The sequence below is a fragment of the Lancefieldella rimae ATCC 49626 genome, from assembly GCF_000174015.1.
Taxonomy (GTDB): Bacteria; Actinomycetota; Coriobacteriia; order Coriobacteriales; family Atopobiaceae; genus Lancefieldella; species Lancefieldella rimae.
Genome location: NZ_ACFE01000005.1, coordinates 122,029 through 141,199 on the forward strand (window position 1 = coordinate 122,029; position 19,171 = coordinate 141,199).

15 protein-coding genes are annotated in these 19,171 nt (G+C 47.6%); 9 read left to right on the forward strand and 6 right to left on the reverse strand.

Annotation, left to right across the window (positions count from 1 at the left end; translation table 11 throughout):
* Positions 1-2: 2 nt before the first annotated feature.
* Positions 3-857 (reverse strand): glutamate racemase, encoded by an 855-nt coding sequence (gene murI, locus ATORI0001_RS07455; protein ID WP_003150467.1) that lies wholly within the window; start codon positions 855-857, stop codon positions 3-5.
* 158 nt (positions 858-1,015) lie between these two features.
* On the opposite strand from murI, the gene ATORI0001_RS07460 reads away from it, so the two are divergent.
* On the forward strand, positions 1,016-1,444 hold the full coding sequence (locus tag ATORI0001_RS07460; protein ID WP_003150627.1) for an FKBP-type peptidyl-prolyl cis-trans isomerase: 429 nt from the start codon (positions 1,016-1,018) through the stop codon (positions 1,442-1,444).
* Between the two features lie 143 nt (positions 1,445-1,587).
* Here the strand turns inward: ATORI0001_RS07460 and ATORI0001_RS07465 are convergent, their stop codons facing one another.
* Together ATORI0001_RS07465 and asnS are read right to left on the reverse strand one after the other, a co-directional pair.
* Positions 1,588-2,868: an O-acetylhomoserine aminocarboxypropyltransferase/cysteine synthase family protein gene (locus tag ATORI0001_RS07465; protein ID WP_003150539.1), complete on the reverse strand. Its 1,281-nt coding sequence runs from the start codon at positions 2,866-2,868 to the stop codon at positions 1,588-1,590.
* A 13-nt stretch (positions 2,869-2,881) separates the two neighbouring features.
* Complete coding sequence (gene asnS / locus ATORI0001_RS07470; protein WP_003150562.1) at positions 2,882-4,285, reverse strand: asparagine--tRNA ligase; 1,404 nt, start codon at positions 4,283-4,285, stop codon at positions 2,882-2,884.
* A 218-nt stretch (positions 4,286-4,503) separates the two neighbouring features.
* Between asnS and pyrE the strand changes: the two genes are divergently transcribed.
* The 8 genes from pyrE (at position 4,504) to ATORI0001_RS07510 (ending at position 13,741) form a co-directional block, all read left to right on the forward strand.
* Positions 4,504-5,190 carry an orotate phosphoribosyltransferase gene (gene pyrE, locus ATORI0001_RS07475; protein ID WP_003150601.1) on the forward strand — a complete coding sequence of 229 codons (687 nt, stop codon included), beginning with the start codon at positions 4,504-4,506 and terminating at the stop codon, positions 5,188-5,190.
* Positions 5,191-5,301: 111 nt separating this feature from the next.
* The gene (gene yihA, locus ATORI0001_RS07480) at positions 5,302-5,886 is read left to right on the forward strand and encodes a ribosome biogenesis GTP-binding protein YihA/YsxC (RefSeq protein ID WP_003150483.1); all 585 of its coding nucleotides are present in this window, start codon (positions 5,302-5,304) and stop codon (positions 5,884-5,886) included.
* A 33-nt stretch (positions 5,887-5,919) separates the two neighbouring features.
* Entirely contained in the window at positions 5,920-8,136 is a 2,217-nt protein-coding gene (locus ATORI0001_RS07485; protein WP_003150549.1) for a HelD family protein, read from the forward strand.
* 312 nt (positions 8,137-8,448) lie between these two features.
* Positions 8,449-8,814 (forward strand): cupin domain-containing protein, encoded by a 366-nt coding sequence (locus ATORI0001_RS07490; protein ID WP_003150572.1) that lies wholly within the window; start codon positions 8,449-8,451, stop codon positions 8,812-8,814.
* A 146-nt stretch (positions 8,815-8,960) separates the two neighbouring features.
* Entirely contained in the window at positions 8,961-10,250 is a 1,290-nt protein-coding gene (gene eno, locus ATORI0001_RS07495; protein WP_003150622.1) for a phosphopyruvate hydratase, read from the forward strand.
* A 131-nt stretch (positions 10,251-10,381) separates the two neighbouring features.
* Positions 10,382-10,852 carry a GNAT family N-acetyltransferase gene (locus ATORI0001_RS07500; protein WP_003150603.1) on the forward strand — a complete coding sequence of 157 codons (471 nt, stop codon included), beginning with the start codon at positions 10,382-10,384 and terminating at the stop codon, positions 10,850-10,852.
* Between the two features lie 91 nt (positions 10,853-10,943).
* Positions 10,944-12,212 (forward strand): 6-phosphofructokinase, encoded by a 1,269-nt coding sequence (locus ATORI0001_RS07505; RefSeq protein WP_003150557.1) that lies wholly within the window; start codon positions 10,944-10,946, stop codon positions 12,210-12,212.
* Between the two features lie 239 nt (positions 12,213-12,451).
* Positions 12,452-13,741, forward strand: a complete 1,290-nt coding sequence (locus tag ATORI0001_RS07510; protein WP_050768538.1) for a diphosphate--fructose-6-phosphate 1-phosphotransferase — start codon at positions 12,452-12,454, stop codon at positions 13,739-13,741.
* On the opposite strand, the gene murB is transcribed toward ATORI0001_RS07510, so the two are convergent.
* The 3 genes from murB to ATORI0001_RS07525 form a co-directional block, all read right to left on the reverse strand.
* On the reverse strand, positions 13,686-14,612 hold the full coding sequence (murB, locus tag ATORI0001_RS07515) for a UDP-N-acetylmuramate dehydrogenase (protein ID WP_003150553.1): 927 nt from the start codon (positions 14,610-14,612) through the stop codon (positions 13,686-13,688). The genes ATORI0001_RS07510 and murB overlap by 56 nt on opposite strands.
* 159 nt (positions 14,613-14,771) lie before the next feature.
* On the reverse strand, positions 14,772-18,131 hold the full coding sequence (locus ATORI0001_RS07520) for a Cna B-type domain-containing protein (RefSeq protein ID WP_003150468.1): 3,360 nt from the start codon (positions 18,129-18,131) through the stop codon (positions 14,772-14,774).
* A gap of 767 nt (positions 18,132-18,898) precedes the next feature.
* The coding region (locus tag ATORI0001_RS07525) for a Cna B-type domain-containing protein (protein WP_040324678.1) at positions 18,899-19,171 on the reverse strand (273 nt) is incomplete at its 5' end.

Here is a 19,171-nt window from a genome sequence, read left to right on the forward strand (position 1 = left end):
AGCTAACAGGCTTCAATAGGTGTTAAAAAGAATTCCTTGTAGAGCTCAATTTCCTGCGAACCCACAATGCTGGAGCGAAACTCTACTTGATCAAGCGGTGTATCAAATGGAATGGCAGGTTCTTGAGCCAATAAGTCTTCCGTTTTAAGGAGTCGATGCAGCTGCTGCGCTGCTCCCGTACCACCGTCATAAAAGTCCACATTGCCCAAAACGGCACGTATTTGGCTTGTAATAAAGGGATAATGCGTACAGCCAAGTACCACCGCATCAACCGTTCCTCTATATTGGCCAATGAGCTTTTCAAGTAAATCATGCATTTGAGGCGAGTTGGCTTTACCTGCCTCGATGAGCTCCACAATGCCGGTACCGGCAATGGGAATAATTTGAGAAGTTGCTCCCCATTGCGCCTCGAGTCTGAGGAATTTGGAAAGTGAAAGTGTTCGTGCGGTTGCCATCACAATAATGCGACCCTGTGAATGCGCCAAAGCAGCAGGTTTTAGTGCAGGTTCAACACCAACAATAGGAAGCTGCGGATATCTTTCTCGTAACATCTGAGCTGCAGCGGCTGTTGCGGTATTGCATGCAATAACGATGGCTTTTGCTCCCTCATCTACAAAGGTATCCGTAATGGCTCCTGAAAGAGCCTGCACCTGCTGTGGGGTCTTGCTTCCATACGGAGCATGCGCGGAATCGCCATAAAATATAAATCGTTCATAAGGAAGCTCAGTAACAAGACGTTTCAAAACACTAATGCCACCAATACCTGAGTCAAAAACCCCGACAAAGGCATCTTTGGTACTACTCTTGGCGTTACTTTTGGTATTGCCCTCTAAGCTATTCGGTATACTGTCTGTCATACGCCTCCCTTGATACATAAGTCATTCTAGCCGTTCTTAATTGTCGCGTTGTGTCACAAGTGCAATGGGTACACTAGCGACGATATAGGTACATGGCGATACAAAGAGATTCTGTGAAAGTACAGATATCGTACAGTATCCGGTTCACAAGGAGTTTTATGAGCAACGAGGGCAAAAAAGTTAAAGTACACTATGTTGGTACCCTTGATGATGGAACCAAATTTGATTCTTCCAGGGATCGCAATGAGCCGCTCGCATTTACGTGCATGGCCGGACAGATGATTGCGGGCTTTGATAATGCCGTCAAAGACATGAACGTAGGCGACGTTATTGACGTCCATATCCCTGCAGCAGAAGCTTACGGCGAGCGTCGTGAAGAAGCAATCCAGAGCATTCCGGTAGCACAGCTTCCCGGGTCAGAAAAGCTCGTTTCTGGTCAACAGGTAACACTTGGTACACCCAACGGCTACCCCATCAGAGCAACGGTCGTTGAAAATGACGGGACCACTATTACCTTTGACACCAACCATCCCATGGCAGGTAAAGATTTGAACTTCAATATTGAACTTCTTGAGGTTGAAGACTAGCTAACGAGAAGCTCTTCTCACCTGAGAAGAGCTTCTTACTTAAAACAACGTTTTCAAATTTCATCAGTTATAACTTATAAAATCATGATTTAATCATAAACTTTAAGATATAAGTGATAACTTACTGTCGGTAGTTCTCACGTTTACAGTGCCGCTAAGGCCTGTTCCACATCAGCTACCAAATCTTGAGTTCCTTCAATCCCGCAGGAAAGTCGTACCGTATTAGGAGTAATACCGGCGCCGATTAACTCTTCATCGGAGAGCTGTCGATGCGTTGAGCTTGCCGGGTGCAGGGCACAAGAGCGGGCGTCTGCCACATGGGTTTCGATTCTGAAAATCTTCAAATTACCCAAGAACTTCTCGGCAGCCTCACGACCGCCCGCAATGCCAACCGAAACAACACCGCATGAACCCTGAGGCAGATATTTCTTTCCCAACTCAAAATACGGATCGGTGGGAAGACCCGGATAGCGCACCCATTCAACACGCTCGTTCGCTGCAAGCGCCTCGGCAACTGCCTGGCCATTCTTGCAATGCTGCGCCATACGAACATGCAACGACTCCAAACCCAAGTTGAGATAGAACGCGTTTTGCGGCGACTGGATTGCACCAAGATCACGCATAAGCTGCACGGTTGCTTTTGTGATGTAAGCTCCACCCTGACCAAACGCCTGAGCATATACCAGCCCATGATACGAAGGATCGGGCTCCGTCAAACCAGGGAACTTGTCCTTGTGTGCCATCCAATCAAACGTTCCGCCATCAACAATGGCGCCGCCAACAGCCACTCCATGACCGTCCATATACTTTGTGGTGGAGTGAATGACAATATCGGCTCCCCACTCAATCGGACGACAATTCACTGGCGTCGCAAACGTATTATCAACAATCAAGGGGACACCGTGCACATGTGCAGCCTTTGCCCAACGCTCAATATCAAGCACCACAAGCGCCGGATTGGCAATAGTCTCACCAAAGACGCACTTGGTCGTGGGCCTGAATGCCGCAGCAATTTCTTCATCGGACGCATTGGGCGAAACAAACGTGCACTCCACACCCATCTTAGGAAGCGTTGTAGAGAGCAGGTTAAACGTACCGCCATAAATAGTGGAAACAGCCACGACATGGCTTCCTGCCTCAGCGATATTAAAGATCGAGAAGAAAGCTGCTGCCATACCGGATGCCGTAAGCATTGCAGCACTTCCGCCTTCAAGCTCACAAATCTTTGCCGCCACGTTATCGAGCGTTGGATTTTGCAGACGAGAGTAGAAATAGCCTGATGCTTTCAGGTCAAACAAGTCCCCCATCTGTGAAGAGTTCTCATAGGCAAAGGTGGTCGATTGAACAATAGGTACTTCTCGCGGCTCACCGTTCTTAGGTTGATAACCTCCCTGCACACAGCAGGTCTCGACACTTTCAGACATACGTTCCTTCTTCCTAAAACTCCGCATTACCAACGGTGCGCGGATGCGGGATAACATCGCGGATATTGTCGACACCGGTCAGGTACATGACCAAACGCTCAAAGCCCAAACCAAAGCCCGAATGCGTACAAGAGCCATAACGGCGTAAATCAAGATAGTACTTGTACTGTTCCGGGTCCATGTCCAAGTCTTTAATACGCTGCTCAAGCACGTCTAAACGCTCTTCACGCTGAGAGCCGCCGATGATCTCACCGATACCGGGAACCAAACAATCGGCAGCGGCCACCGTCTTGCCATCATCATTTGTGCGCATATAAAACGCTTTAATCTCGGCAGGATAGTCCGTCACAAAAACCGGCTTTTTGAAGTGCTTCTCCGTTAAATAGCGTTCATGCTCGGTCTGCAGGTCAATACCCCACTTGACGGGATAGTTGAACTTCTCGCCTTGTGAAATCGCTTCTTCAAGAATGGAAATGGCATCGGTATACGATACGCGGGCAAACTCAGACGTTGCCACATGGTGCAGACGCTCAAGCAAACCCTTATCTACAAATTTGTTAAGCATCTCAAGCTCATCGGCGCAATGTTCAAGCACGTAAGAAATCACGTACTGAAGCATTGCCTCGGCGATATCCATATCCTGTGCCAGGTCGCAAAAAGCCATCTCGGGCTCAATCATCCAAAACTCCGCCGCATGACGGCGCGTATTGGAATTCTCGGCGCGAAACGTAGGACCAAAGGTATACACATCGCCAAAGGCCATGGCAAAGTTCTCAGCTTGGAGTTGACCGGAGACCGTCAGATGCGCGGAAGTATCAAAGAAATCCTGCGTGTAATCAACTTTTCCTGCATCGGTACGCGGAATGTTCTCCAAATCAAGCGTAGTCACCTGAAACATCTCTCCGGCACCCTCGGCATCAGAGGTGGTAATGATAGGTGTATTAACGTAGACAAAGCCTTGATCCTGAAAGAATTTGTGGATAGCGTATGCGGCTACCGAACGCACGCGAAATACCGCACGGAAAAGATTTGTGCGCGGACGAAGATGCTGCTGTGTGCGCAGATACTCAAGCGACTGGCGCTTTTTCTGCATAGGATACTCAGGACTTGAGGCTCCCTCAATAGCAATGGTATGAGCCTGAAGCTCAATGGGTTGCGGGCGCTCCAGCGTCAGCTCCAAGACACCGTGAATGATCAGAGCCGCACCAACACCGCATGATGCAACGGCATCATAATTGGCGCATATCTCACGATTCATAACAACCTGTAAATCTTTGAAGCAACTTCCGTCGTTGAGCGTGACAAAGCCGAAGTTCTTCATATCCCTAACTGATCGAACCCAACCGGCAACGGTAACCTCCGTACCGCCAAGCTGTTCCGCATCAGCATAAAGTGCTGCAATTTTGGTGCGTTCCACAAAAACCTCCTCTAGATCCAAAGACATTTTAGAGCGCAAAGGATCTTTACTACCTCCTAGGTAAAGTCTAGTTTAGAGCATCCCCAAAGCTTGTTGCACCACAACTACTACTGTCGGGTTAAAATGAAACATCGTGCACGAGAAGTTCACACGCAAAACAGAGCTTCTCACCACAAATATGACGACCACTAATACAATCCGTCCACAAGGGAGACGCCATGGAAGACTACAAGCAGGAATTTATTGAGTTTATGGTCAAAAGTGACGTACTTAAATTTGGCGAGTTTACGCTTAAGAGCGGACGCACGTCTCCCTTTTTTATGAACGCCGGTGCCTATGTTACGGGAGATCAGCTCCATAAGCTGGGCTTGTATTATGCCCGTGCCATTCATGACAACTTTGGCCTGGATTTTGACGTTGTCTTTGGACCGGCCTACAAGGGCATTCCTTTGGCCGTCATCACTGCCATGGGCTTGCAGGAGCTCTATGGCAAAGAGGTTCGCTACTGCTCAAACCGCAAAGAGGCTAAAGACCACGGCGCTGACGCGGGCATGCTTTTAGGCGCCGAGCTTCACGATGGCGAGAAGGTCGTCATGGTGGAAGACGTAACCACTTCCGGCAAGTCTATCGAAGAAACGTATCCGCTGATTACATCCATTGCAAACGTCAAGGTCACGGGACTTATGGTCTCGCTTAATCGCATGGAAGTTGGAAAAGGCGGCAACGTTTGCGCACTTCAAGAGGTATCTGAGCGCCACGGCTTCCCCACCGCTGCCATCGTAACCATGGAAGAGGTAACCGAAGCACTCTACAATCACGAGGTCAGTGGACGTATTGTAATTGATGACACACTGAAAGCCGCCATAGATGCGTACTACGCACGCTATGGCGTAAAACAACTTTAAGCAGCTTGTATTGATTTAAACAGCTTGTATTGATTTAAACAGCTTGTATTGATACTTATTGCCAAAATTAATACTTGCTACCAAATGATTTACCAGTAAAACGGAGGATTGATGGCTCTCAAATACGAAACTGCCCGATATGAAGCCTCGTATGGCACAATCGCCCAGCTTCCCAAACCAACCACCCCCGAAGTCTCCTTCGTTGGTCGCTCAAATGTGGGTAAGTCGTCGCTTTTGAACCGCCTTTTAGGCCGCAAACAGCTTGCACGCGTTTCAAGCGTCCCCGGCAAAACGGCCAACATCAACTTCTTTGACGTTGACGGCGTGAAGTTTGTTGACCTTCCGGGATATGGGTATGCCAAGGTATCGCATATAGAAAAGCAGCGCTGGGCCGATCTTATCGGTGGATATTTTGAGCAGGAGCGCAGCTTTAATCTGGTCATTTCTCTGGTTGATATTCGTCATGAAGCACAAAAGCTTGACCTACAGATGGTCGATTTTTTGACAGAAGCCGAACTCCCCTTTGTGGTGGCCCTTACCAAAGCGGATAAAATCACCCGAAACAAGCAAAACCAGGCCGCAGCCGCACTACGCTCGTCCTTTGGCCTCGCGCAAGAACAAATTATCATCACCTCATCGGAAACCGGTCTTGGTATTGACGAGCTTCGCCGTCGCATTGAAGACGCAACACTGTAATGCCGTACCACAACACGCTCGCAAGGACACTTCATGGATGAAATTCACGCTCAAGAGCAGGCACATCTTTCCGAGATCTATGCCATGCTGGTTAAAATACGTACCGATCTTGAAACGACGCTCAATACCACGCAAAAAGATGCCGCTCGAGACCTGCGTCAAATGAGCGAAGAGATTCGCCCCGACTTTGGCGGCGCAGATGAAACCATTGAGACCCTTGCCGCCATTGAAACACTCAACAGTGTTATTGACACCTATAACCAATACCACGATTTCACCGTCGAGAAACTCGGCCGTGTTGAGATGCTTCTCAGACAACCCTACTTTGCAAAAGTCCGCCTTAAAATGCGACCCGGCCGTCCTTCTCGCGACGTGTATATCGGTGCTGCAGGCATTACCGACGAAGACAGAAATCCCTTGATTGTGGACTGGAGAAGCCCTGTCGCCGAAACGTATTACAACCAGGAAATGGGTCAGACCTCCTACGAAGTCGACGGTAAAAAACGAACGGTTGAGCTGGAATTACGTCGCCAGTTTGATATCGTACGCGATACGCTCAATATGTATTTTGACACTACCGTAGCCATTGAGGATTCGCTGCTTCTGTCTGCACTCCGCCGTCATCATACAGAAAAGTTGCAGGCCATCACGGCAACCATTCAACGCGAGCAAAACACGGTGGTCCGCCACGCCGACGTACCGGTACTTCTGGTTAATGGCATTGCGGGCTCCGGCAAAACCTCGGTACTTCTCCAGCGAATTGCGTACCTTCTGTACCGGGAACGCAAGACGCTTCGCGCCGATCAAGTGCACCTCTTCACCCCCAACGATGTCTTCGGTCGCTACATAGATACCGTGCTTCCAAGCATGGGTGAGTCAAACCCTCACGTTACCACGTGGAACGAATTTCTCGGTAGCCTCGGACTTGCAGATCACGCTTCAGGAGCACACGACGATCCCGCACTTCTCACTCAGCTTGAAGACGGTATTGCAAGCCTTGTGCTTGAAGAAGATGATTTCCGGGGTATCTCCCTTAACAACCAGCAGCTTATTAAACCGGCACAAGTGGCAAGCGCGGTAGCAAAGTTTTCCAAATTCCCCGTTGGACCTCGTCTTATTGCACTTGCCAAAGACGAGCTCCATACGCGCCTTGAGCGACGCTTGGGGCAGATGGCTCACAAAGACAATCTGCAAGAAGAAATGCTTGGTCTTGATGTTGAAGAACAGGTACAGGTTTTTGGACACACCGTCAACCCGTCAAGCGACGAAGAAATTCTTGCTGCCACGCGCCAATATCTTGCATACCGTTTTGCCTCCGCGCATGACAAAATTGAAGCTGCCACGTGGCTGCGTATTGACCGCATCGGTATGCGTATTTTGAATATCCAAGCTCTGAGCGGTGCCGAATGGGTTTACTTACGCCTTTTGATTACCGGCTCCGGCGCCCAAAACGCTCGCTTCGTCATGATTGACGAGGTACAAGACTATTCCGTCACGCAGCTTATGATGCTGGCACGTTACTTCTCGCGGGCGCATTTCTTACTCCTTGGTGATGCGCACCAGGCCATCTATCAAGACTCGGCAACTTTTGATCAGATTCGTAACATATTTACCGAGACCCACGGCAGTGTTGAAGAATGTCGCCTCATGACGAGCTACCGTTCTTCTCCTGAGATTACCGAGCTTTTTACCTCGCTGCTTTCAAATCGTGAGCGCGTGCAGATAAGCTCCGTTCACCGCGAGGGAACTCGTCCCGTTCTTCGGGAAGTTGTCAACGCTGATACGGATACGCAACGCATTTGCTATCTTGATGCCTTGCGTGGGGCCATTGGTGAAGCAGCCGATAACGGCGGCCTCACCGCTGTCATTGTTCAAGACAAGCAACGCATGCGGTGGCTCGAAAAGCAACTGAGTACCACGGCACTCTATCACGAGAAAAACGATACGCCTGCCGGTAAAAAGCAGGATGTACTGCCTCACAACAAACCGCTCGTAACCGTCGTAACATCACAGAACACCTTGCCCGCGCAAGGGGTTGTCCTTCTCGACCTTGCGCTTGCCAAAGGACTTGAGTTTGATAGGGTTATCATTGCTGATGCGCAGGCGGAAGTATACGGAAATGACGAGCTTTCCAGGCGAAGACTTTACACGGCAATCTCGCGCGCCATGCACCGCGTAACCATTGTCTCGCAAGGCCCCATGACACCTCTTTTGACCGCTCACCTGAAGGATGATTGCGCTGGCATATAAAAAACAGCATCCTTGCACCACGCATACAACCCAAGACTATACTTTTGAGATCAGGTGACCTTTGATTCATGCTCATATGAATGCGAGGATGCTATGCGTGCAAAAAGACTTGCAGCGGCTTTTTAATGGGAATGCTCGTTTCTTCACTTGTTGGATGCAGGTTAACTTCCTCAAATCATATCTGATGGCCAAAAACAATGTATCGGTTTTAAGGATAGTCTTGAGCTTTTGGGGTATCTGGTAACCATAGAGTAGGCTTTGGCTTACTTAAACTCATCATGCAAGAAGACTATATACATGGAGGAGAAAATCATGTCAGAACACATTAAACCCGGCGTTATGAAAAACATCAACGCTAAAGAAGTAATGGTTTTGAAAGATCAGGTAGCGTGTCTTCCCGGTCAGGTCATCAGCAAAACGCTCGCTCAAAATGACCATGTCAGCGTCACACTGTTTGCCTTTGGTGTCGGAGAAGAAATTGCAAGCCACCGCGCCGGCGGCGATGCGTTTGTCACCGCACTTGAAGGCAAGGTGGAGATTACCGTTGATGACGACGTGTTTGTCCTTGAGGCGGGCAACTCCATCGTTATGCCGCTTGGTCATCCTCATGCCCTTAAGGCTCTTGAGGACTTCAAAATGATGCTTGTTATTATTTATCCTGAAAGCTCCAGAGAATAATACGAGTAACCATTAAACAGGAGTAAAGAGACAAATGGCTATTTAGTTTTGAAATTGCCGCCACAACCGTTATCACAAAGACCATAACGGGTATACTTATATTGTCTGTGAAGGCAGAAAAGCTGTTACCAATAGAAAGGTGAGCTATGAGCCAGATTTATGATGTCCACGCACGTGAAGTCCTCGATTCCCGCGGCAACCCAACCGTTGAGGTTGAAGTTGTTCTCGATGACGGCTCCTTTGGCCGTGCAATCGTTCCTTCCGGTGCTTCCACCGGCGAGTTTGAGGCTGTTGAGCTTCGCGATGGCGACAAGAGCCGCTACCTTGGCAAGGGCGTCCTGAAGGCAGTTGAGCATGTCAATACTGAGATTCGTGATCTCGTTATCGGCATGGACGCAGAGGATCAGCGCGGTCTGGACCTCGCAATGATTAAACTTGACGGTACTCCTAACAAGGGTCGCCTCGGTGCAAACGCCATTCTCGGCGTTTCTTTGGCAGTTGCCCATGCGGCAGCCGCTTCCGCAGAGCTTCCTCTGTATGCGTATCTTGGCGGTGCAAATGGCCATACGCTCCCTGTTCCTATGATGAACGTCCTGAACGGTGGCGTCCACGCTGACAACAACGTTGACTTCCAGGAGTTCATGATTATGCCTGTGGGTGCTTCTGACTTTACAACCGCACTTCGTTGGTGCGCACAGGTCTACCACACCCTCAAGAACACCCTCAAGTCCGCTGGTCTTTCCACTGGTGTCGGTGATGAGGGTGGCTTTGCACCAGACCTTAACTCCAATGAGGAGCCTCTTGAGTATCTCGCTAAAGCAGTTACCGAGGCCGGCTTTGAGCTTGGCAAAGACTTCCGCTTTGCTATGGATCCTGCTTCCTCTGAGTTCTACAACAAGGAAACCGGCAAGTATGAGCTCAAGGGCGAGGGCCGTGCCCTTACCGCTGAGGAAATGGTTGCCTACTATGAGGAAATGGTCGAGAAGTTCCCCATCATTTCCATTGAGGACGGTCTTGCAGAGGAAGACTGGGACGGCTGGAAGATTCTTACCGAGCGCCTTGGCAAGAAGATTCAGCTTGTTGGCGATGACCTCTTTGTCACCAACACTCAGCGTCTGAAGAAGGGCATCGAGCTTCATGCCGGTAACTCCATCCTCATTAAGGTTAACCAGATTGGTACCTTGACTGAGTCCCTTGAGGCTATCGAGATGGCTAAGCGCGCCGGCTACACCGCAGTTGTCTCCCACCGTTCCGGTGAGACTGAAGACACCACCATTGCCGATCTTGTCGTCGCAACCAATGCCGGCCAGATTAAGACTGGTGCTCCTGCTCGTACCGAGCGTGTTGCTAAGTACAACCAGCTTCTCCGCATTGAGGATGACCTCGGTGAGGGTGCTGAGTATCTTGGCCTCGATGCTTTCTATAATCTTCGCTAAGCTATTGCGTAACCCTAAAGCAAGTTGCGTAGTATGAACAACAAAGCCGCACCTCAACGGGTGCGGCTTTTTATTACAACCGATTACTGTAGCTGAACTTTTATTTATCAACCTCATTTACAGGAGGATGCATGGAGCTCACAATAAAAGAGATCTCCGACAAAAAAGAAAAAGAGGCTATCTCAAGGGAAATACTTAATGATCTTCCGGAGTGGTTTGGGATGCCGGAAAGCACGGAAGAGTATGTTGTAGATTCCCAGGACAAGCCTCTTCTCGCCTGTTTCATTCATGACGAAGTGGCGGGTTTTATCGTGTTGAACGCCACAAGCAAAGACTGTGCAGATATTTTTGTAATGGGCATTAAGAAAAAATATCATCGTATGGGAATAGGAACAAAACTGAATGCCGCCTATGAGGCGATGGCAAAAAAGCTCGGATATACCTATTCACAAGTAAAGACTGTCAAGATGGGACAGTATAAAGAATATGATATAACCAATCGCTTCTATATTGCCATGGGCTATAAAGAGCTGGAGTGCTTCCCCACCTTATGGGATGAGTGGAATCCCTGTCAAATCTATATTAAGTATATTGGGAAATAGTATTCTTTACATTGTTGAAGAAATGCGGTGAGATATTTCACTCAAAACATCGCACATGTATAAGAAACACAAGGAGATCTGACGAGGAATCATGCGTAAAATCAAAACCATCTTGGTAGGACAATCCGGCGGTCCAACTGCTGCCATCAACGCATCGCTTGCGGGTGTTATACGCACTGCATATAGTCATAATCTTCATATTCTTGGCATGCGCAACGGCATCCAAGGTTTTCTTGAAGGTCGCGTGGTTGATCTTACCCAAGCTCTTAACCTTACTTCCTCCCCCCATACAGCCAAGCAAAACCTCAGGCTGTTGAGAAACACACCTTCAAGTTGGCTCGGAAGCTGTCGTTTTAAGTTGCCTGAACCTGGCGAAAACCCTTCCTTCTACCAGCGCGTCACCTCGCGCATAAATGAGCTTGGAATAGATACCATCCTCTACATCGGTGGCAATGACTCCATGGATACCACCGATAAGCTTTCTCGCTACTTTGCAAATACAGACATTGACGTGCCGGTTGTTGGCATTCCCAAAACCATTGATAACGACCTTGAAGGTACCGACCACACACCTGGTTTCGGAAGTGCCGCGCGCTTTGTAGCAACCGTGACCGCAGAGCTTACCTGCGACGGTGGCGTTTACGATACAAAAAACGTTACCTTCATTGAAGCTATGGGCCGAGAAGCCGGCTGGCTCACCGCTGCCGGAGCACTTGCGGGCGATATCTGCGGCACCGCCCCGGACTTTGTACTTTTACCGGAAGTTCCTCTTGATGAAGAAGTTCTTCTCGCCCGCATCAAAGCACGCCTTGCCGAGAAGAACAACGTAATGGTTGTGGTCAGTGAAGGTGTACATCGTGCAGACGGAAGTTTCCTGTTTGACACAGGCTCCGTCGCAACCGATACCTTTGGACACTTTGCGGCACAGTCCGGAACGGCGGCATACCTGTCGCGGCTGACAAAAACTCGCTTGGACGTAAAATCTCGTAGCATTGAGCTCAATACGTTACAGCGTTGTGCATCGCATATGGCAAGCAAAGTTGATTTGGATGAAGCCGAAGCGCTCGGAGCCGCCGGGATTGAAGCCGTTCTCCGGGGAGAGACAGGCATTATGGTCGGCATTCGTCGCTTGGCCGATACACCCTATACAACTGAAATATGTACCGTGCCGGTTGCAGATGTTGCCAATAAAGTAAAGCTCGTGCCTGCGGAAATGATCTCCAGCGATGGTTTTAACGTAACTGAGGCAGCACTACGCTACCTGCGCCCTCTGGCAGCCGGAGCAGAAGAGCCTATCATTGTAGATGGACTTCCCCGTTTTCTTGGTGCGCTGGACGAGCGCCATACGTTACGAGCATAGTCCTGGCGTCACACCGCACGTACTCATACCATCGCAAAACATAAAATAACTGGTTCATATACAAAGATACCGCTTACCTAAGACTTCCTATCGTAAGCGGTATGGCTACGTACTCATCTGAAATGAGGGTTTACACTCCACTTATCCATCGTATAGTAGTTCTCCGTGTGGCTTTTTAGTTCGACGCTCTAACGTTCTATGTTTTTCAAGCTGTCAGTTTCCAAAACACAGGGAGTTTCATGCGAACGATTCAAAAAGTACTTGTCGGCCAATCAGGTGGCCCTACGGTGGCAATCAATTCTTCACTCGCAGGAATCATCAACCAAGCGCATAAACACGACATTGAAGTCATCGGCATGTGCAACGGCATCGAAGGTTTTTTAGAAGGTCATACCGTAAACCTGAGCGATATATTCCATCCAACACGTAACAAACAGAGCGTTGAACTTCTCGCTCAAACTCCTTCAAGCTTCCTTGGGAGTTGTCGGTATAAGTTGCCAGATCCTACACAAGACAAAAACTTCTATCAACAAATAGCATCACGCCTTACTTCACTTGCCATTGATGGCGTTCTCTATATTGGTGGCAATGACTCGATGGACACTGTCGATAAAATCTCAAGGTATTTTGCTGAAAACCTTATTGATATCCCCACTATTGGTATCCCTAAGACCATCGACAACGATCTTGAAGGCACAGACCATACGCCCGGGTTCGGAAGTGCGGCGCGATATATTGCCACTGCCGTACAAGAACTTGCCCGAGATGCTGAAGTCTACGGCAAACCGAGTATCACCATCATTGAAACAATGGGTCGTGATGCAGGCTGGCTTGGTGCTGCATCTGCTCTTGCTCACGAGAAGAACGAGCAGGCACCAGATATTATTCTTCTTCCTGAAGTGCCGTTTTATGAAGAAAAGCTTATCGGAAAAATCAGAGAGCTTTTTAAATACAAAAAGAGCCTCGTTATAGTGGTAAGCGAAGGCGTACGAAGACCTGACGGCTCAACACTCCTCGCCAAAAGCAAAGCTAGAATGGACGCTTTTGGTCATCTCGCAGATCAATCAGGAAATGCTCTATACCTCGCAGAGCTTTGTCAAAAGCATTTTGATTGCAAAATCCGTGGCATCAATTTGAACTCATTACAGCGTTGCGCCATACACGCAGCAAGCAAAACCGATCTACGAGAGGCTTGGCAGCTCGGAGCTGCCGGAGTAGACGCACTTCTCGCCGGTAAGACTGCCTGCATGATAGGCCTATACAGAGTGAGCGATACCCCGTATCAAACGGAGCTCCACTGCATTGCCGTTTCTAAAATCGCCAATAAAGTTAAGCATGTACCTGCGGATATGATTTCAGATGACGGTTTTTGGGTGACCAAAAGAGTACTCACCTATCTGCGTCCCTTAATCTCCAACGGAGCATCCGGAGCACAATCCGAAGAAGGAGAGCTGTCTGTCTTTATTCCAAAGCTCAATCTCCAAGAAACCGTACCTCGGGATGAAGATCAACGCCAAATTGGCGTTTGACTTCAGCCTGAACATGTTCAATAACGGCATGAACGTCAGCGGCAGTTGCATGATCGTAATTGACGACAAAGCCTGCATGCTTGTCAGACACACCGGCACCACCAAAACGATAGCCCCTCAGACCGGCATCGGTTACAAGTTTGCCCACAAAGTAGCCTTCCGGCCGCTTGAAGGTTGAACCGGCAGAAGGCAGTTCAAGTGGCTGTTTTTCTTCGCGGCGACGCGTATATTCATCCATCTTTTCACGGATCTTCTCGCCATCGGCTCGTCGGAGTGCAAACGTGGCAGAAAGCACAACCATGTTTTCATCGGCAATGCGACTGTGGCGATATCCAAGATCCAAATCAGCAGCATCAATGGTTGTCTGCGTACCGTCGGCGAGCAGCACGCGCACACTTTTAAGCACATCGGCGATGCAGCCGTCATAGGCCCCTGCATTCATATAGCACGCGCCACCGATGGAGCCGGGAATGCCGCAGGCAAACTCAAGACCGGTAAGGTCAAGCTCACACGCCATCTCAGACGCCTCTCTCAGGCCGACACCTGCTTGACAAGTGATTTCATTGTCCTCAACTGTCACGCCCGACATACCGTCTGCAATGGCTACAATAACGCCACGGTACCCTGCATCAGAAACTAAAAGATCGGAGCCATATCCAAGGATGAAATACGGAGCAGCCGCACTCTTGCACTCTTCCAATACGTCGTGAACCTCATCGGCATCATCGGGAATAACGTATATATCTGCGGGTCCACCAACTTTAAACGTAGTATGTTCGCTCATTGGTTCATCCACACGGACGTTTTCTTCTCCAACAATCGAACGAAGTCTCCAGGCCAGGCTTTCTAAGTCATAGCCGCTTTCAGACATGAAACACACTCCTTAACGAAGAAACAACGTATCTATTCTACTTCAATTATGGTTTTACTTCATTGCAAGTGAGAAGTACCTGTTCCATAAGAAACAGGGCCATATCTTTCGATATGACCCTGTTTTGTTCTTACTTTTGAGGCTTAGCCAATGGGGGCGTTATTCGCGCTGGTCTCTACGACGAAGGTATACTCCTCCACCGATAAGAACCACTGCTGCAGAGGCAAGTGCGATTGCAATACCTGTAGCGTTTGAATCGCCCGTATAAGGGACCACTCCACCGGATTTCTTAGCAGGTTTTCTGTTGGACTTCTTAGGTGTGTCTTCTTTTGGCTTAGGGGTATCGTGAGGGACTTCTGTGTTGGTAATGGTAAAGCCTGTTGTAGCGTCTCCCGTTACCTCTGAGGTGTAGCCTGAAACCTCATCCTCTTTGACAGTGTAGACAATCTTGATACCATCGGCGTTGTACTTGTCCAAGCCAGAGAAGGTGTCTGTCCAGCTGTTGGAATCTGAGAGTGTTACAGTCTTGCCGGTATCTGTGCCGTCAGCCAGAAGATGTACGGTGACAGGACCTGCCTTAGGTCCAACCCACTTCTTAGTAACCGAAACATCTACCTTCTCGGTATTGGTGTTGGTGATCATAAAGCCTGTGGTGGCGTCACCTGTGGTAGTGCTGGTGTAGTTGGTAATGTCATCTTCTTTGACAGTGTAGACAATCTCTGTGCCATCGTCATTGTACTTTTTAAGGCCGTCGAAGCTACCCTTCCAGCTACCAGCCTCATCAAGGGTGAGTGTCTTGCCGGTATCTGCTCCGTCAGCAAGAAGATGTACCGTTACAGGTCCTGCTTTAGGTCCAATCCACTCTTTTTTAACCGGAACGTTTACCTTCTCAGTATTGGTATTGGTGATGGTAAAGCCTGTGGTAGCGTCACCGGTAATGGCATTAGTGTAGTTGGCTATGTCATCTTCTTTGACGGTGTAGGTAATAGCTGTACCGTCTTTGTACTTAGGAAGATTGCTAAAGGTTCCTGTCCAGTTACCGGCTTCATCCAAAGTTATGGTCTTGCCAGTGTCTGTGCCGTCAGCCAAGAGGTGTACGGTGACAGAGTTTGTTTTAGGTCCAACCCATGCCTTGGTTACTTTGACAACTGTGGTTTCAGGAGTGTAGGAGTTTGTGATGTTGGTACCTGTTACGGTTGAAGTGTAACCATCTACCGGATCCTCAGAGACAGTGTAGGTAATCTCTGTGCCATCAGCGTTGTACTTATCAAGACCACTAAAGCTGTAGGTCCACGCACCTGATACATCAGGGGTAACTGTCTTTGAATCTACTTTGGTACCATTCTTCAAAAGATTGACAGTAATGGAGACAGGACGCTTACCATCTTGGTTGTTATTGTCGTTCCATGTCTTGGTACCAGAAACACTGACCTTCTCGGTATTGGTGTTAGTGATGGTAAAGCCTGTTGTAGCGTCACCGGTAATGGCGTTAGTGTAGTTGGCTATATCATCTTCTTTGACCGTATAGACAATCTCGGTGCCATCAGCTTTGTATTTACGCAGACCGTCGAAGCTGCCCTTCCAGTTGCCAGCCTCGTTCAAAGTTACGGTCTTGCCAGTATCAACACCGTCTGCAAGAAGGTGTACGGTGACAGGTCCGGCCTTAGGTCCAACCCACTCTTTTTTAACAGGAACATCTACCTTCTCGGTATTGGTGTTGGTTATGGTAAAGCCTACTGTGATATCACCGGTAATACTATTGGTATAGTTGGCAACATCATCCTCTTTGACCGTGTAGACGATCTCAGTACCATCTGTCTTGTATTTACGAAGACCGTTGAAACTACCCTTCCAGTTTCCCGCCTCATTAAGAGTAAGAGTCTTCCCGGTATCAGTTCCATTAGCTAGTAAGTGGACAGTTATAGGTCCGGCCTTAGGTCCAACCCAAATCTTGGTTACTGGAACTGAAGTCTTAATAGGCTTGTTGGTAATAGTCTGGATAGCACCACCTGTAGAAGTAACCTGAAGTGTGTACTCATCAGTACCAAGCTCATAACCTTTAGGGGCTGTCTTTTCTTTAACCTTGTAGTTACCCTGAGGAAGAACATTTGAAACGACGCTACCATCTGCTCCGGTAGTAAGTTCAAAGGTGGAGCCGTCAGGTTTAGTTACGGTAAATACGGCATCTTTTAATGGTGTAGTGCCATCCTCATCAACCTTAATAAGCTTGATTTTGCTTGCAAGATCTCCATCTGCATGTCCGCTACCACCAGTTAGATCATGATAGTTTACGTTGACTGTCTTATCGACACCGTTGGCTGTAAGCCGAGCAGCATTCGTCTGTACAGTTCCAGAAGTCATAGTTGAGTAATACATAAGAAAGTACTGTTTGGTACCAATGTTACCGAGATTTATTTCAAATGATTTCTTATCAGCTGACACCGTTAGTTTGCCAGTAAGATCCTGTTCAGCGCCCCATTTCTTGAAGCTTCCATCCGAATTGTATTCAACTTCTATCAGCGTAAACTTCTGAGTTCCTGTGGTGGAAGGGATATATTCTCCATTATTAGTTTTAAGAGTATCCGTAATTTTGACGTTTTGTAAATTTCGACCCTCTTGGTTAATTCGTATATTCCACTTTACAACTCCCGGAGTTGCAGTTTTTTCTCCCCACTTTGCAACAATCTCTTTGACTGTCGCATTTGGTTTAATATGTATATTAGTAGTAATAATCTTTCCATTTACATCTATTGTAATTGGTTTGTCCGTATTAACCGTAACCTTCTTCTGGTTAAAATAGGTTACAAGTTCAATTGTGCCTTTATAGTTATTGTGATTATTAGCTTTGTCGTTAAAAACAACATGTATCTTACCACCACCATTGACAGTATCAGATGTTACTGTTGCTTTTGCAACAACGTTTCCATTGCTATCAGTAATATCAAATGTTTTAGGTGTTGATGCAGTATTTAAATTAATCGTATCAGGTATTGTGAGATCAAAATAATCCCCCGTATGGACAATCTCGCTAGGCTTGAGCTTCCAGTTCATCTTCAACTTGAATTTTGCCCCTATGGCTAACTCCGTAACAGGGTTGCCATCAGCGTCTAAAATCTTAAAATCCGTAAGAGTTACGTCAAGTTGCTTAGGAGTTGAAGGAGTCTGCAGGAGCGATACGGAAAGGATCTGATCAGAAGCAATGGAATTATCTGTAGAGATTTCCTCCATACCAGTGTCCATCTTAGGCAAAGGTCTAGTTCGCGTTGCATTAGCTTGCTCTTCACTGCCGGCCTCTGCCTGAGCGGACTCTGAAGAAACGCTCTGATTGTCCTCAGTAGAGACTTGAGAGTGTTCTTCTTTTTGTTCTTTTGCTTCAGAGCCGCTTTGAGATGATTGCTCAGTAGCTACTTTAGAAGCTGACGGCGCAGCATCATCAGCAAAAGCATTAAGAGCACCTCCCGGAATCATAAGGCTCAAGGCAAGCACCAAACTCAAGAAGCTACAAAACTTCTTTTTCATAGCGCACTTTCCTTTCCGTCTAATTACATATCAAGAATTAAAAAGCTAAACATAACGCTATGAGCATACCCCTCCCCTGCTACTTTCAGCAACCAAAAACCTTTAGAGAAGCTAAACTATATCTTTAATTAACCCTATATAACTCCTTTAAAATTAAATAATAATCACATTCAAACTCTCTATTAATTCCTTAGTCCCATTCTAGATTTAACTATATAGATTCTCCTAGTACTTAAAATTTTTATCTTTGGAATGAATGATTGTCTCAACGACAGAGAAATCTCTTCTATAAAATAAACAGTCGCTCTACAAAACAGAAAAACTCTTCTTACATTGCAGCTTAAACTCAGTAGTATCAGTAAGTCTCAACCTACCTGATACCGATGTACAAAAGCTGTAACTGACCAAGTTTTTGATACTTAGAAGAGTTCGTTGGTATAAGAGCTATAGTTATGCTTACGTCATCTACTATAAGATGACGTAAGACTCACCCTCGGCCATTATGCAGCACATCATTTATGACCTTTTTCGAGCATAGACTTCACTACTGACCAAAATCCTCATACTTGTCATAATTAAAACGAGAAGAGGAGTACTCATAGGAGCCCTTTAGTATACTCAGGAAACAGAATAGCCGAATCTTACTGATAGAAGGAAATTTCGAGTTTTGCACGGACGCAACAGACTAAAGCCTTAATACAAACAGGGTCATATCTTTCGATATGACCCTGTTATTAATCTACCTTCTGAAGACTTCAGAACTTCGATTACTTATCTTTCTTTCCAAGAAAGATTCCTGCACTAAGAAGGACAATAGCTCCTGCAGTCAAAGGCACCACTACACCCAGAACACCTGCATCGCCTGTATAAGGAACCTTCTGAACCTTCTTAGAAGGCTTCTTGGGCTTAGGTGTCTCATTAGGAGGAATCTGTGTGTTGGTGACAGTAAAGCCAGTATTAGCGTCACCGGTTACCTCTGAGGTATAGCCTGCGACATCATCCTCTTTGACGGTGTAGACAATCTCAGTGCCGTCAGCTTT